This is a genomic window from Enterobacter sp. S-33 (assembly GCF_028735835.1).
Taxonomy (GTDB): Bacteria; Pseudomonadota; Gammaproteobacteria; order Enterobacterales; family Enterobacteriaceae; genus Enterobacter; species Enterobacter vonholyi.
Genome location: NZ_CP117838.1, coordinates 747,375 through 762,005 on the forward strand (window position 1 = coordinate 747,375; position 14,631 = coordinate 762,005).

At 55.6% G+C, this 14,631-nt stretch carries 13 protein-coding genes; 12 read left to right on the forward strand and 1 reads right to left on the reverse strand.

Translation table 11 applies throughout. From position 1 onward, the window contains the following. The first annotated feature begins 2 nt into the window (after positions 1-2). The 12 genes from murD (at position 3) to mutT (ending at position 14,396) form a co-directional block, all read left to right on the forward strand. Positions 3-1,319, forward strand: coding sequence for a UDP-N-acetylmuramoyl-L-alanine--D-glutamate ligase (gene murD / locus PUP35_RS03485; RefSeq protein WP_143344650.1), 1,317 nt, complete (start codon positions 3-5; stop codon positions 1,317-1,319). Beyond that, entirely contained in the window at positions 1,319-2,563 is a 1,245-nt protein-coding gene (ftsW, locus tag PUP35_RS03490; protein WP_115876438.1) for a cell division protein FtsW, read from the forward strand. The genes murD and ftsW overlap by 1 nt, the downstream gene beginning before the upstream one ends. Further along, entirely contained in the window at positions 2,560-3,624 is a 1,065-nt protein-coding gene (gene murG / locus PUP35_RS03495) for an undecaprenyldiphospho-muramoylpentapeptide beta-N-acetylglucosaminyltransferase (RefSeq protein WP_039260813.1), read from the forward strand. The genes ftsW and murG overlap by 4 nt, the downstream gene beginning before the upstream one ends. Positions 3,625-3,680: 56 nt before the next feature. After that, positions 3,681-5,156: a UDP-N-acetylmuramate--L-alanine ligase gene (gene murC / locus PUP35_RS03500; protein ID WP_274242039.1), complete on the forward strand. Its 1,476-nt coding sequence runs from the start codon at positions 3,681-3,683 to the stop codon at positions 5,154-5,156. Next, complete coding sequence (locus PUP35_RS03505; RefSeq protein WP_274242041.1) at positions 5,149-6,069, forward strand: D-alanine--D-alanine ligase; 921 nt, start codon at positions 5,149-5,151, stop codon at positions 6,067-6,069. The genes murC and PUP35_RS03505 overlap by 8 nt, the downstream gene beginning before the upstream one ends. 1 nt (position 6,070) lies before the next feature. Next, on the forward strand, positions 6,071-6,913 hold the full coding sequence (gene ftsQ, locus PUP35_RS03510) for a cell division protein FtsQ (protein WP_111964036.1): 843 nt from the start codon (positions 6,071-6,073) through the stop codon (positions 6,911-6,913). Further along, entirely contained in the window at positions 6,910-8,166 is a 1,257-nt protein-coding gene (ftsA, locus tag PUP35_RS03515) for a cell division protein FtsA (protein ID WP_023334508.1), read from the forward strand. Before ftsQ ends, ftsA begins: the two co-directional genes overlap by 4 nt. A gap of 63 nt (positions 8,167-8,229) precedes the next feature. After that, complete coding sequence (gene ftsZ, locus PUP35_RS03520) at positions 8,230-9,381, forward strand: cell division protein FtsZ (RefSeq protein ID WP_008501978.1); 1,152 nt, start codon at positions 8,230-8,232, stop codon at positions 9,379-9,381. A gap of 101 nt (positions 9,382-9,482) precedes the next feature. Further along, the gene (gene lpxC, locus PUP35_RS03525; RefSeq protein WP_008501977.1) at positions 9,483-10,400 is read left to right on the forward strand and encodes a UDP-3-O-acyl-N-acetylglucosamine deacetylase; all 918 of its coding nucleotides are present in this window, start codon (positions 9,483-9,485) and stop codon (positions 10,398-10,400) included. A gap of 278 nt (positions 10,401-10,678) precedes the next feature. Next, positions 10,679-11,182: a secA translation cis-regulator SecM gene (gene secM / locus PUP35_RS03530; RefSeq protein ID WP_274242046.1), complete on the forward strand. Its 504-nt coding sequence runs from the start codon at positions 10,679-10,681 to the stop codon at positions 11,180-11,182. A gap of 58 nt (positions 11,183-11,240) precedes the next feature. After that, on the forward strand, positions 11,241-13,946 hold the full coding sequence (gene secA / locus PUP35_RS03535) for a preprotein translocase subunit SecA (protein ID WP_111964034.1): 2,706 nt from the start codon (positions 11,241-11,243) through the stop codon (positions 13,944-13,946). A gap of 57 nt (positions 13,947-14,003) precedes the next feature. Continuing rightward, positions 14,004-14,396, forward strand: a complete 393-nt coding sequence (mutT, locus tag PUP35_RS03540) for an 8-oxo-dGTP diphosphatase MutT (RefSeq protein ID WP_045401031.1) — start codon at positions 14,004-14,006, stop codon at positions 14,394-14,396. 34 nt (positions 14,397-14,430) lie between these two features. Here mutT and yacG read toward each other — a convergent pair whose 3' ends face one another. After that, positions 14,431-14,625 carry a DNA gyrase inhibitor YacG gene (gene yacG / locus PUP35_RS03545; protein WP_045401034.1) on the reverse strand — a complete coding sequence of 65 codons (195 nt, stop codon included), beginning with the start codon at positions 14,623-14,625 and terminating at the stop codon, positions 14,431-14,433. Positions 14,626-14,631 lie beyond the last annotated feature (6 nt).

Here is a 14,631-nt window from a genome sequence, read left to right on the forward strand (position 1 = left end):
TCATGGCAGATTACCAGGGCAAAAAAGTCGTTATCATCGGGTTAGGCCTCACGGGCCTTTCCTGCGTGGACTTTTTCCTCGCGCGCGGCGTGACGCCGCGCGTAATGGATACGCGTGTCTCTCCGCCGGGTCTGGACAAACTGCCGGAACAGGTTGAACGCCACCTTGGTGGTCTGAATGATGACTGGCTGCTGGCAGCCGATCTGATTGTCGCCAGCCCGGGTATGGCGCTGGCGCACCCTTCACTGAGCGCTGCCGCGGATGCGGGCGTTGAGATTGTCGGCGATATCGAGCTGTTCTGCCGTGAAGTGCAGGCGCCCGTTATCGCGATTACCGGTTCTAACGGTAAAAGCACCGTCACCACTCTGGTGGGTGAAATGGCGAAAGCGGCAGGCATGAACGTCGGCGTTGGCGGTAACATTGGTTTACCTGCTCTGATGCTGCTGGACAAAGGCTGCGAGCTGTTCGTGCTGGAACTCTCCAGCTTCCAGCTGGAAACGACTTCCAGCCTGCATGCTGCGGCTGCGACGATCCTCAACGTGACTGAAGATCATATGGACAGGTATCCATTTGGCCTGCAGCAGTACCGTGCCGCTAAGCTCCGCGTTTATGAAAATGCCAAAGTCTGCGTTGTTAATGCCGATGACGCGCTGACCATGCCGGTGCGTGGCGCAGACGATCGCTGTATCAGCTTCGGTATCACGATGGGGGATTATCATCTGAACCGCCAGCTGGGTGAAACCTGGCTGCGCGTGAAGGGTGAGAAAGTGCTGAACGTGAAAGAGATGAAGCTCACAGGTCAGCACAACTACACCAATGCCCTGGCGGCGCTGGCGCTGGCGGATGCTGTAGGGCTGCCGCGCTCCTCCAGCCTGCAGGCGTTAACCACGTTTTCAGGCCTGGCGCACCGTTTCCAGCTGGCGCTGGAGCACAACGGCGTGCGCTGGATCAACGACTCCAAAGCCACCAACGTGGGCAGCACGGAGGCCGCGCTGAACGGGCTGCACGTTGACGGCACCCTGCATCTGCTGCTGGGCGGCGACGGTAAATCAGCTGATTTTTCCTCGCTGAAGCCGTATCTCTCCGGCGATAACATCCGCCTGTACTGCTTCGGCCGTGACGGCAGCGAGCTGGCTGAACTGCGCCCTGAGGTTGCCGTACAAACCGAAACCATGGAACAGGCGATGCGGCTGATTGCCCCTCGCGTGAAGCCAGGCGATATGGTGCTGCTCTCTCCGGCCTGTGCCAGCCTCGATCAATTCAAGAATTTCGAACAGCGTGGTGATGTCTTTACCCGCCTGGCGAAGGAGTTAGGCTGATGCGTTTATCTCTCCCTCGCCTGAAAATGCCGCGCCTGCCAGGATTTGGGATCCTGGCATGGCTGTTTGCGGCGCTCAAAGGCTGGGTGATGGGCTCTCGTCAAAAAGATAACGACAGCCTGATCATGTACGACCGCACGCTGTTCTGGCTCACGATGGGGCTGGCGGCGGTAGGCTTTATTATGGTGACGTCGGCATCAATGCCCGTCGGGCAGCGTCTGGCGAACGATCCTTTCCTGTTTGCCAAACGTGATGGTCTTTACATCATCCTGGCGTTCTGTCTGGCGCTGGTGACCTTGCGTCTGCCGATGGAGTTCTGGCAGCGGCACAGCACGGCGATGCTGATCGCGTCGATTATTATGCTGCTGATCGTACTGGTGGTGGGCAGCTCCGTTAACGGGGCATCCCGCTGGATCGCCTTCGGCCCGCTGCGTATTCAGCCTGCGGAATTTACCAAACTCTCCCTGTTCTGCTACCTGGCTAACTACCTGGTGCGTAAGGTAGATGAGGTGCGTAACAACCTGCGCGGCTTCTTAAAACCGATGGGCGTGATTCTGGTGCTGGCGGTATTACTGCTGGCGCAGCCTGACCTCGGTACCGTTGTCGTGCTGTTCGTTACCACCCTGGCCATGCTGTTCCTGGCGGGCGCGAAGCTGTGGCAGTTCATCGCTATTATCGGGATGGGGATTTCGGCGGTTGTGCTGCTGATCCTCGCCGAGCCTTACCGTATTCGCCGTGTGACCTCGTTCTGGAACCCGTGGGAAGATCCGTTCGGCAGCGGTTATCAGCTGACGCAGTCGCTGATGGCCTTTGGTCGCGGTGAAGTCTGGGGACAGGGGCTGGGGAACTCGGTACAGAAACTCGAGTATTTACCGGAAGCGCATACTGACTTCATCTTCTCCATTATTGCGGAAGAGCTGGGTTATATCGGTGTGGTATTAGCGCTATTAATGGTATTCTTCGTCGCTTTCCGCGCCATGTCCATCGGCCGGAAAGCGCTGGAGATCGATCACCGCTTCTCAGGCTTCCTGGCCTGCTCAATTGGTATCTGGTTTAGCTTCCAGGCATTGGTTAACGTCGGGGCCGCAGCGGGTATGCTGCCGACCAAAGGTCTGACGTTGCCGTTGATCAGTTATGGTGGTTCCAGTCTGTTGATTATGTCGACGGCCATCATGCTGTTGTTGCGCATAGATTATGAAACGCGTCTGGAAAAAGCCCAGGCGTTTACACGAGGTTCACGATGAATCAACCGAAGCGGTTAATGGTGATGGCAGGCGGTACCGGCGGACACGTGTTCCCGGGGCTTGCGGTTGCGCACCATTTAATGGATCAGGGCTGGCAGGTACGCTGGCTGGGAACCGCAGACCGCATGGAGGCCGACCTGGTACCGAAGCACGGTATCGAGATCGACTTTATTCGTATTTCCGGCCTTAGGGGCAAAGGCCTCAAGGCAATGCTGCTGGCACCGGTGCGTATTTTTAACGCCTGGCGTCAGGCGCGCACCATTATGAAGCGCTTTAAGCCCGATGTGGTGCTGGGCATGGGCGGCTATGTCTCGGGGCCCGGCGGGCTGGCGGCGTGGTCGTTAGGTATTCCCGTCGTTCTGCATGAGCAGAACGGTATTGCCGGTCTGACTAACAAGTGGCTGGCGAAGATCGCCACTAAAGTGATGCAGGCGTTTCCCGGCGCGTTCCCGAAAGCGGACGTGGTGGGTAATCCGGTGCGTGTCGACGTGCTGGCGCTGCCGCTGCCGGACGCTCGCCTGACGGGCCGTGAAGGGCCGGTTCGTGTGCTGGTCGTCGGCGGCTCTCAGGGCGCGCGTATCTTGAACCAGACGATGCCGCAGGTAGCTGCAAAGCTGGGCGATACCGTGACCATCTGGCACCAGAGCGGGAAAGGCGCTCAGCAGACCGTTGAGCAGGCTTACGCAGACGAAGGTCAGCCGCAGCATAAAGTCACAGAGTTTATCGACGACATGGCGGCAGCGTATGCCTGGGCCGATGTCGTGGTCTGTCGCTCAGGCGCGCTGACGGTGAGTGAGATCGCCGCCGCGGGTCTGCCGGCCCTGTTTGTGCCGTTCCAGCACAAAGACAGACAGCAGTACTGGAATGCGCTGCCGCTTGAGAAAGCCGGTGCCGCGAAAATTTTTGAGCAGCCACAATTTACCGCCGACGCGGTCGCCACCACCCTGGCGGGCTGGAACAGAGACGCACTGCTGGAGATGGCACAACGCGCGCGCGCGGCCGCTATCCCTGATGCGACGGAAAGGGTGGCAAAAGAAGTGAGCCTGGCAGCCCAGGCTTAACCCTCGCAGCGCGTGTTGCGCTGCACGAATTTTAAGTAGTCGATGGCGTTTAGAGAATGAATACACAACAACTGGCAAAACTGCGTTCAATCGTGCCCGAGATGCGTCGCGTCCGGCACATTCACTTTGTTGGCATCGGTGGTGCTGGCATGGGCGGTATTGCCGAAGTGTTAGCTAACGAAGGCTATCAGATCAGCGGGTCTGACCTGGCGCCAAACCCTGTTACGCAGCAGCTGGCGTCGCTTGGGGCGACTATCTATTTCAACCATCGTCCGGAAAACGTGCGCGATGCGAGCGTGGTGGTGGTCTCAAGCGCCATCTCCTCTGACAACCCTGAAATCGTTGCTGCGCACGAAGCGCGCATTCCGGTGATCCGCCGTGCAGAAATGCTGGCGGAACTGATGCGTTTTCGTCACGGCATCGCCATTGCCGGGACCCACGGTAAAACCACGACCACGGCGATGGTTTCCAGTATTTATGCGGAAGCGGGGCTCGATCCGACGTTCGTCAACGGCGGTCTGGTCAAAGCCGCAGGCGTGCATGCACGCCTGGGCCACAGTCGTTATCTGATTGCTGAAGCGGATGAGAGCGACGCGTCGTTCCTGCACCTGCAGCCGATGGTGGCGATTGTCACTAACATCGAAGCTGACCATATGGATACATACCAGGGTGACTTCGAGAACTTAAAGCAGACCTTCATCAACTTCCTGCACAACCTGCCGTTCTATGGACGTGCGGTAATGTGCGTAGACGATCCGGTGATCCGCGAGCTGCTGCCGCGCGTGGGTCGTCAAATCACCACCTACGGCTTCAGCGAAGACGCTGACGTTCGCGTGGAGGAGTACAAACAGATTGGCGCGCAGGGACACTTCACGCTGGCGCGTCAGGACAAAGAGCTGCTGCACGTCACGCTGAATGCACCAGGGCGCCATAACGCCCTCAATGCCGCAGCGGCAGTGGCCGTCGCGACGGAAGAAGGCATTGATGATAATGCGATTCTGCGCGCGCTGGAAAGCTTCCAGGGCACCGGTCGCCGTTTCGACTTCCTCGGTGAATTCCCGCTGGATGCCGTGAACGGTAAAGCCGGCTCAGCGATGCTGGTGGACGACTACGGCCACCATCCGACCGAAGTGGACGCCACCATTAAAGCCGCACGCGCGGGCTGGCCTGACAAAAATCTGGTGATGATCTTCCAGCCGCACCGCTTCACGCGTACGCGCGATCTGTATGACGATTTCGCCAGCGTCCTGTCACAGGTAGACACCCTGTTAATGCTGGACGTATACGCCGCAGGCGAGACGCCGATTCCAGGGGCTGACAGCCGCTCCCTGTGCCGTACAATCCGTGGACGCGGTAAGGTTGACCCTATTCTGGTTTCTGACCCTGCGCAGGTGGCGGAAATTCTGGCACCGGTCCTGACGGGTAACGATTTGATTCTGATTCAGGGCGCGGGAAATATCGGCAAAATCGCCCGTACCTTAGCTGAAATCAAACTGAAGCCGCAAACCCAGGAGGATGAGCATCATGGCTGATAAGATTGCTGTCCTGTCTGGCGGCACCTCTGCTGAACGCGAGGTTTCCCTGAATTCCGGCGCGGCTGTGCTGGCGGGCTTGCGGGAGGGGGGCGTCAACGCGCACCTGGTCGACCCAAAAGAGGTCGACGTGACGCAATTAAAAGCCATGGGCTTCGATAAAGTCTTTATCGCTTTGCATGGTCGTGGTGGTGAAGACGGAACCCTGCAGGGGCTTCTTGATCTGATCGGCCTGCCGTACACCGGCAGCGGCGTGATGGCTTCCGCTATCTCAATGGACAAACTGCGCAGCAAGCTGCTGTGGCAGGGCGCGGGATTACCTGTTGTGCCATGGGTAGCGCTGACGCGTCGCGAATTTGAATTGGGCCTTTCGGATAGCGTTAATGCACGCATTGCTGAACTGGGCTTACCGGTTATTGTAAAGCCCAGCCGGGAAGGCTCCAGCGTGGGAATGTCCAAAGTCGACAAAGCTGAAGATCTTTCGTCCGCTTTAGCACTGGCATTTCAACATGATGAAGAAGTTCTGATTGAAAAATGGCTTAGCGGGCCGGAATTTACCGTCGCGATGCTTGGCGAAGAAATTTTACCGTCAATCCGTATCCAACCCGCCGGAGTCTTCTATGATTATGAGGCGAAGTATCTCTCTGATGAGACGCAATATTTCTGCCCAAGTGGTCTTGAAGCTGAGCGTGAAGCCGATTTACAGTCCCTGGTGCTTAAAGCCTGGCATGTTCTGGGTTGCCAGGGCTGGGGACGCATCGATGTGATGCAAGACAAAGATGGACAATTCTATCTGCTGGAAGCCAACACCTCTCCGGGTATGACGAGCCACAGCCTTGTGCCGATGGCCGCGCGTCAGGCGGGGATGAGTTTCTCGCAGTTAGTCGTACGCATTCTGGACCAGGCGGGCTGATATGTCTCAGGCTGCATTGAACACGCGCAACCGCGATGACGAGGACGAATACACCTCTTCACGCCGCAGCAATGGAACGCGTCTTGCAGGCATCATTTTCCTGCTCGGGGTGCTGTGCACCGTGTTTATCAGCGGCTGGATGGTCCTGGGCTGGATGGAAGATGCGCAGCGGTTGCCGCTCTCTAAGCTGGTGGTCACCGGTGAGCGTCACTACACGCGTAACGACGATATTCGCCAGTCAATACTGGCGCTGGGTTCGCCTGGCACTTTCATGACTCAGGACGTCAATATTATCCAGAGCCAGATTGAACGTCTGCCATGGATAAAACAGGCGAGCGTAAGAAAGCAATGGCCTGATGAATTGAAGATTCATCTGGTTGAATATGTGCCCATTGCGCGTTGGAATGATCAGCACATGGTTGACGCAGACGGAAATTCCTTCAGCGTCCCGGCCGATCGTGTCAACAAGCAAAATTTACCGATGTTGTATGGCCCTGAAGGCAGCGAAAACGAAGTGTTACAGGGTTTTCGCGAAATGGGTCAGGTGCTGGCGAAGGACAGGTTTACGTTAAAAGATGCTGCCATGACGGCGCGCCGTTCCTGGCAGCTGACGTTAACGAACGGCATTAAGCTCAACCTGGGACGCGGGGACACCATGAAGCGTCTGGCGCGTTTTGTCGAACTTTACCCGGTTTTACAGCAGCAGGCGCAGACTGACGGCAAACGGATAAGCTACGTTGATTTGCGCTATGACTCAGGCGCAGCAGTCGGTTGGGTACCGGCTCCGGTCGAGGAACCTAATCAGCAACAGAATCAGGCACAGGTACAGGCAGAACAACAATGATCAAGGCGACGGACAGAAAACTGGTAGTTGGACTGGAGATTGGCACCGCGAAGGTTGCCGCTTTAGTAGGGGAAGTTCTGCCCGACGGTATGGTCAATATCATTGGCGTAGGCAGTTGCCCTTCCCGTGGTATGGATAAAGGTGGGGTAAACGATCTTGAATCGGTGGTGAAATGCGTTCAGCGCGCCATCGATCAGGCTGAACTGATGGCAGATTGCCAGATTTCTTCTGTCTATCTGGCCCTTTCTGGTAAGCACATTAGCTGCCAGAACGAAATTGGTATGGTGCCGATTTCCGAAGAAGAAGTGACGCAGGAAGATGTTGAAAACGTAGTGCACACGGCGAAATCCGTGCGTGTCCGCGATGAGCATCGCGTATTGCACGTGATCCCGCAGGAATATGCGATTGACTACCAGGAAGGGATCAAGAACCCGGTCGGTCTTTCTGGCGTACGTATGCAGGCAAAAGTGCACCTGATCACATGTCACAACGATATGGCGAAGAACATTGTAAAAGCCGTTGAACGTTGTGGCCTGAAAGTTGACCAACTTATTTTCGCGGGTCTGGCGGCAAGTTATTCCGTGCTGACAGAAGATGAACGTGAACTGGGTGTCTGTGTGGTCGATATTGGTGGTGGTACAATGGATATCGCCGTCTATACCGGCGGTGCGTTGCGCCACACTAAAGTGATCCCTTATGCCGGCAACGTTGTGACCAGCGATATTGCTTACGCTTTTGGTACGCCGCCGAGCGATGCAGAAGCGATTAAAGTGCGCCACGGCTGTGCGCTGGGGTCTATCGTTGGCAAAGATGAGAGCGTTGAAGTGCCGAGCGTCGGTGGTCGTCCACCGCGTAGCCTGCAGCGCCAGACGTTGGCAGAGGTGATTGAGCCGCGCTATACCGAGCTGCTCAACCTGGTCAACGAAGAGATTTTACAGTTACAGGAACAGCTTCGTCAGCAGGGTGTTAAGCATCATCTTGCGGCGGGGATTGTATTAACCGGCGGTGCAGCGCAAATTGAAGGTCTTGCGGCCTGTGCTCAGCGCGTGTTCCATACGCAGGTGCGTATTGGTGCGCCGCTGAATATCACCGGTTTAACGGATTATGCTCAGGAGCCGTATTATTCAACGGCTGTGGGCCTGCTTCACTACGGGAAGGAATCTCATCTCAGTGGTGAAGCAGAAGTGGAAAAACGCGTCTCAGTGGGGTCGTGGGTCAAACGACTGAACAACTGGTTGCGAAAAGAGTTTTAATTTTTTTAAGAGACCGGAGAGAATTAGCGGTCTCGGGCGACAGGCACAACGGAGAGAGAAATTATGTTTGAACCTATGGAACTGACCAACGACGCGGTGATTAAAGTCATCGGCGTCGGTGGCGGCGGCGGTAACGCCGTAGAGCATATGGTGCGTGAACGCATTGAAGGTGTTGAATTCTTCGCAGTTAACACCGATGCGCAGGCACTGCGTAAGACGGCTGTAGGCCAGACTATCCAGATCGGCGGTGGTATCACCAAAGGGCTGGGAGCAGGGGCTAACCCGGAAGTTGGTCGCAATGCGGCTGAAGAAGATCGTGAAGCGCTGCGCGCTGCACTGGAAGGTGCGGACATGGTCTTCATCGCAGCAGGTATGGGGGGCGGTACGGGTACCGGCGCAGCACCTGTTGTAGCTGAAGTAGCTAAAGATTTAGGTATCCTGACCGTTGCTGTCGTGACCAAGCCTTTCAACTTTGAAGGCAAGAAGCGTATGGCGTTCGCGGAGCAGGGTATCACCGAGCTGTCCAAGCATGTGGACTCGCTGATCACCATCCCTAACGACAAGCTGTTGAAGGTTCTGGGGCGCGGTATCTCCCTGCTGGACGCCTTCGGCGCAGCAAACGACGTGCTGAAAGGCGCGGTCCAGGGTATCGCTGAACTGATTACCCGTCCTGGCCTGATGAACGTTGACTTTGCAGACGTTCGCACCGTGATGTCCGAAATGGGCTACGCGATGATGGGCTCTGGCGTGGCGAGCGGTGAAGATCGTGCAGAAGAAGCGGCTGAAATGGCCATCTCTTCTCCACTGCTGGAAGATATCGATCTGTCTGGTGCGCGCGGCGTGCTGGTCAACATTACCGCTGGCTTTGACCTGCGTCTGGATGAGTTCGAAACCGTGGGTAACACTATCCGTGCGTTCGCCTCTGACAACGCTACCGTGGTAATCGGTACTTCTCTTGACCCTGAAATGAACGACGAGCTGCGTGTTACCGTTGTTGCTACCGGTATCGGCATGGACAAACGTCCTGAGATCACCTTAGTGACTAACAAGCAGACTCAGCAACCGGTAATGGATCGTTACCAGCAGCACGGTATGTCTCCTCTGACTCAGGAGCAGAAACCGGCCGCGAAAGTGGTGAACGACCCAACGCCGCAAACGGCGAAAGAGCCAGATTATCTGGATATCCCGGCGTTCCTGCGTAAGCAAGCTGACTAAGAATTGGCTGGAATTTGGGGATTTGCGCTCTTTGTGCTAAACTGGCCCACCGTTAGTGATATACACTCTCGGTTGGATAGTTAATTTGGCGAGATTATACGATGATCAAACAAAGGACACTTAAACGTATCGTTCAGGCGACGGGTGTCGGTTTACATACCGGCAAGAAAGTCACGCTGACGTTACGCCCTGCGCCGGCCAATACCGGGGTCATCTATCGTCGCACCGACTTGAATCCACCGGTAGATTTTCCGGCCGATGCCAAATCTGTGCGTGATACTATGCTCTGTACTTGTCTGGTGAACGAGCATGACGTGCGGATTTCTACCGTTGAGCACCTGAACGCCGCCCTGGCGGGGCTGGGTATCGACAACATTATTGTTGAAGTCGATGCGCCAGAAATCCCGATTATGGATGGCAGTGCTGCACCGTTCGTCTATCTGTTGCTGGATGCTGGCATCGAAGAACTGAACTGCGCGAAGAAATTTGTTCGCATCAAAGAGACCGTTCGCGTCGAAGATGGCGACAAATGGGCTGAATTCAAGCCGTACAATGGTTTCTCGTTGGACTTTACCATCGACTTTAACCATCCGGCGATTGACTCCAGCACCCAACGCTATGCGATGAACTTCTCTGCCGATGCGTTTATGCGCCAGATCAGCCGAGCCCGTACGTTTGGCTTCATGCGTGATATCGAATATCTGCAGTCCCGCGGCCTGTGCCTGGGCGGCAGCTTCGATTGTGCCATCGTTGTTGACGATTATCGCGTACTGAACGAAGACGGCCTGCGTTTCGAAGATGAATTCGTTCGTCACAAAATGCTGGATGCTATCGGCGACCTGTTCATGTGTGGTCACAACATCATTGGTGCATTTACCGCGTTCAAATCCGGTCATGCGCTGAACAACAAACTGTTGCAGGCCGTCCTGGCAAAACAGGAAGCCTGGGAATATGTGACCTTCGAAGACGAAGCTGAGCTGCCGCTGGCTTTCAAAGCACCGAGCATGGTTCTGGCGTAACGGTTCACGCCGTTTCGTAAAAAAATCGACTGGTTAACCTGGTACTCTCTCCGACCAGGAAGACCAGTCGTTTTTATTTTTACCCTTCTTAGTTTGCCCCAGCGTTATCTCTTGTTTGTCTTTCGCAGAAAATGTGTGCGTTAGCTGCATTCTTGACCGTTTTTCCCCGCGGCGGCACCTCATTCCTGCTGATGTGCATTGGCTTTAGTGATACTATCTGGGCGCTAAAAGAATAACTGAACTCAGCCTCTGCAAGGCTGGCTTATTGGGTGGAGCAGGTGAGCGGAATACTGACGCGCTGGCGACAATTTGGCAGACGTTACTTCTGGCCGCATCTCTTATTAGGGATGGTCGCGGCGAGCTTTGGCTTGCCTGCGCTCAGCAACAGTGCCGAAGCGGCGACGCCCGCAAAAACCTCCACGACTAAACACGATTTCAACACGCGGGTTAACTTCACTAATCTTGCGTGGCTTGAAGCCAGCCGCCGTCCAAACTTCACCGTCGATTACTGGCACCAGCACGCTATCCGCACGGTTATCCGCCATCTGTCGTTTGCGATGGCACCGCAGGCCATGCCTGTTGCGGAAGAGACGCTGCCGGTGCAGGCTCAGCATCTTGCCCTGCTGGACACGCTCAACGCGCTTCTCACGCAGGACAGCCAGCCGCCGGTCATAGTTCGTCAGTCGACGCAACGTGAATTTGTTTCACCTGTTTCATTCTCTGTTTCAACCTGGATTAGCCAGGCTCACGGCATTCGCGCCGGGCCGCAACGCCTCAGCTAAATTAACTTTTTCAATACCTTAATTTATCTGCCCACAATGGGGCGTTTGAGAATTTATTATGCTAATCAAATTGTTAACTAAAGTTTTTGGTAGTCGTAACGATCGTACCCTGCGCCGTATGCGCAAAGCAGTTGCCGTCATCAACGGTATGGAACCGGCGATGGAGAAGCTCTCTGATGACGAGCTTAAAGCGAAAACGGCGGAATTTCGTGCGCGTCTGGAAAAAGGTGAAACCTTAGAAAGCCTGATCCCGGAAGCGTTTGCTGTCGTGCGCGAAGCGAGTAAGCGCGTGTTCGGCATGCGTCACTTCGACGTTCAGCTGCTGGGTGGTATGGTGCTCAACGAGCGCTGCATCGCGGAAATGCGTACCGGTGAAGGTAAAACCCTGACCGCAACGCTGCCGGCTTACCTGAACGCGCTGACCGGTAAAGGCGTTCACGTCGTTACCGTCAACGACTATCTGGCGCAGCGTGACGCCGAAAACAACCGTCCACTTTTCGAATTCCTCGGTATGACTGTTGGCATCAACATGTCCGGCCTGCCTGCGCCAGCCAAGCGTGAAGCGTATAACGCGGATATTACCTACGGTACCAACAACGAATACGGCTTCGACTACCTGCGTGACAACATGGCGTTCAGCCCTGAAGAGCGCGTCCAGCGTAAGCTGCACTACGCGCTGGTGGATGAGGTGGACTCCATCCTGATCGATGAAGCGCGTACTCCGCTTATCATCTCCGGCCCGGCTGAAGACAGCTCCGAGATGTACCGTAAGGTCGACAAAATCATTCCACACCTGCTGCGTCAGGAGAAAGAGGACTCGGATACCTTCCAGGGTGAAGGCCACTTCTCCGTTGATGAAAAAGCGCGCCAGGTGAACCTGACCGAACGTGGTCTGGTGAAAATTGAAGAGCTGCTGGTTGCTGAAGGCATTATGGAAGAGGGTGAGTCCCTGTACTCACCGAGCAACATCATGCTGATGCACCACGTGACCGCCGCGCTGCGTGCCCACGCGCTGTTCACCCGCGACGTCGACTACATCGTAAAAGACGGCGAAGTGATCATTGTCGATGAGCACACCGGCCGTACCATGCAGGGACGTCGCTGGTCTGACGGTCTTCACCAGGCTGTGGAAGCCAAAGAAGGCGTGGATATTCAGAATGAAAACCAGACGCTGGCGTCTATCACCTTCCAGAACTACTTCCGTCTGTACGAGAAGCTGGCGGGCATGACCGGTACTGCTGATACTGAAGCGTTTGAATTCAGCTCCATCTACAAGCTGGATACCGTGGTTGTTCCAACCAACCGTCCGATGATCCGTAAGGATATGCCGGACCTGGTGTACATGACCGAAGCGGAAAAAATTCAGGCGATCATTGAAGACATTCGCGAACGTACCGCAAAAGGCCAGCCGGTTCTGGTGGGGACCATCTCCATCGAGAAATCTGAAGTGGTTTCCAACGAGCTGACCAAAGCAGGCATCAAGCACAACGTTCTGAACGCCAAGTTCCACGCTAAAGAGGCGGACATTGTTGCGCAGGCGGGTTATCCGGCTGCCGTGACCATCGCCACCAACATGGCGGGTCGTGGTACCGATATTATGCTGGGCGGTAGCTGGCAGGCTGAAGTGGCGGAGCTGGAAAACCCAACGCCAGAACAGATTGCGCAGATCAAAGCCGACTGGCAGGTTCGTCATGATGCCGTTCTGGCTTCCGGCGGTCTGCACATCATCGGTACAGAGCGTCATGAATCTCGTCGTATTGATAACCAGCTGCGTGGCCGTGCGGGTCGTCAGGGTGATGCCGGTTCATCCCGCTTCTACCTGTCTATGGAAGATGCGCTGATGCGTATTTTCGCCTCCGACCGCGTGTCCGGCATGATGCGTAAGCTGGGGATGAAACCTGGCGAAGCCATTGAGCACCCGTGGGTGACTAAAGCGATTGCTAACGCACAGCGTAAAGTGGAAAGCCGCAACTTTGATATTCGTAAGCAGCTGCTGGAATATGATGACGTGGCTAACGATCAGCGTCGTGCGATCTACACCCAGCGTAACGAACTGCTGGACGTCTCCGACGTGAGCGAAACCATCAACAGCATTCGTGAAGATGTGTTTAAAGCCACCATCGACGCGCATATTCCACCGCAGTCTCTGGAAGAAATGTGGGATATCGAAGGCCTGCAGGAACGCCTGAAAAACGACTTTGACCTCGATCTGCCAATCAAAGAGTGGCTGGATAAAGAGCCTGAGCTACACGAAGAGACCCTGCGTGAACGTATCTTTGAAACCGCGCTGGACGTATACAAGCGTAAGGAAGAGGTCGTTGGCGCTGAGATGATGCGTCACTTCGAAAAAGGCGTGATGCTGCAGACCCTGGATTCCCTGTGGAAAGAGCACCTGGCGGCTATGGACTACCTGCGTCAGGGTATCCACCTGCGTGGCTATGCGCAGAAAGATCCGAAGCAGGAATACAAGCGTGAATCCTTCTCCATGTTTGCGTCTATGCTGGAGTCGCTGAAGTATGAAGTGATCAGCACCCTGAGCAAGGTTCAGGTGCGTATGCCGGAAGAGGTAGAAGCGATGGAGCAACAGCGTCGTGAAGAAGCCGAGCGTCTGGCACAAATGCAACAGCTGAGCCACCAGACCGACGACAGCGAAGCCGCAGCGGCGATCGCCGCGCAGACCGGCGATCGTAAAGTGGGTCGTAACGATCCGTGCCCGTGTGGTTCCGGTAAAAAGTACAAGGCGTGCCACGGCCGCCTGAGCTAAGTTCATAAAAAAACAAAAAGGCGCAGAAATCTGCGCCTTTTTTATGGAAGTGACAATATGAAAATACTGCAAATTGCCGTCGGGATTATTCGCAACCCGCAAAACCAAATCTTTATCACCCAGCGCGCTGCCGACGCCCATATGGCGAACAAGTGGGAGTTTCCAGGCGGTAAAATCGAGTCAGGTGAAACGCCGGAAGAGGCGCTGGTTCGGGAGCTTCAGGAAGAGGTGGGGATCACTCCGCTTGGCGCAACGCTGTTTGATAAGCTTGAGTACCAGTTTCCGGACAGGCACATCACGCTGTGGTTCTGGCTGGTGGAAAACTGGGAAGGTGAACCCTGGGGAAAAGAGGGACAGCCGGGTAACTGGGTAGAGCTTCAGGCATGTGATGCCGAAAAATTCCCGCCAGCTAATGAGCCCGTGATCCTGCGGTTAGTCGCACAACCGTAGGCCTGCTGAGCGAAGCGCCAGCAGGCTTTACAGATTACTGCTGGGTTTCACTCCAGTCATCGCTGTCCGAGAGATCGCCTTTGCTTGGAATGCGTTTCTCTTCCGCCGCCCATTCGCCCAGGTCAATGAGCTGACAGCGCTTGCAGCAGAATGGGCGGAACGGACTGACTTCGCCCCAGACAACGGTTTTACCACAGGTTGGGCAGCTTACGGTGGTGACATCAGACATCGGCAC

Bases quoted from the DNA above. Each gene is read 5' to 3' on its own strand.
- murD (WP_143344650.1), top strand. From the start codon at position 3: ATGGCAGATTACCAGGGCAAAAAAGTCGTTATCATCGGGTTAGGCCTC.
- ftsW (WP_115876438.1), top strand. From the start codon at position 1,319: ATGCGTTTATCTCTCCCTCGCCTGAAAATGCCGCGCCTGCCAGGATTT.
- murG (WP_039260813.1), top strand. From the start codon at position 2,560: ATGAATCAACCGAAGCGGTTAATGGTGATGGCAGGCGGTACCGGCGGA.
- murC (WP_274242039.1), top strand. From the start codon at position 3,681: ATGAATACACAACAACTGGCAAAACTGCGTTCAATCGTGCCCGAGATG.
- PUP35_RS03505 (WP_274242041.1), top strand. From the start codon at position 5,149: ATGGCTGATAAGATTGCTGTCCTGTCTGGCGGCACCTCTGCTGAACGC.
- ftsQ (WP_111964036.1), top strand. From the start codon at position 6,071: ATGTCTCAGGCTGCATTGAACACGCGCAACCGCGATGACGAGGACGAA.
- ftsA (WP_023334508.1), top strand. From the start codon at position 6,910: ATGATCAAGGCGACGGACAGAAAACTGGTAGTTGGACTGGAGATTGGC.
- ftsZ (WP_008501978.1), top strand. From the start codon at position 8,230: ATGTTTGAACCTATGGAACTGACCAACGACGCGGTGATTAAAGTCATC.
- lpxC (WP_008501977.1), top strand. From the start codon at position 9,483: ATGATCAAACAAAGGACACTTAAACGTATCGTTCAGGCGACGGGTGTC.
- secA (WP_111964034.1), top strand. From the start codon at position 11,241: ATGCTAATCAAATTGTTAACTAAAGTTTTTGGTAGTCGTAACGATCGT.
- mutT (WP_045401031.1), top strand. From the start codon at position 14,004: ATGAAAATACTGCAAATTGCCGTCGGGATTATTCGCAACCCGCAAAAC.
- yacG (WP_045401034.1), bottom strand. From the start codon at position 14,625: ATGTCTGATGTCACCACCGTAAGCTGCCCAACCTGTGGTAAAACCGTT.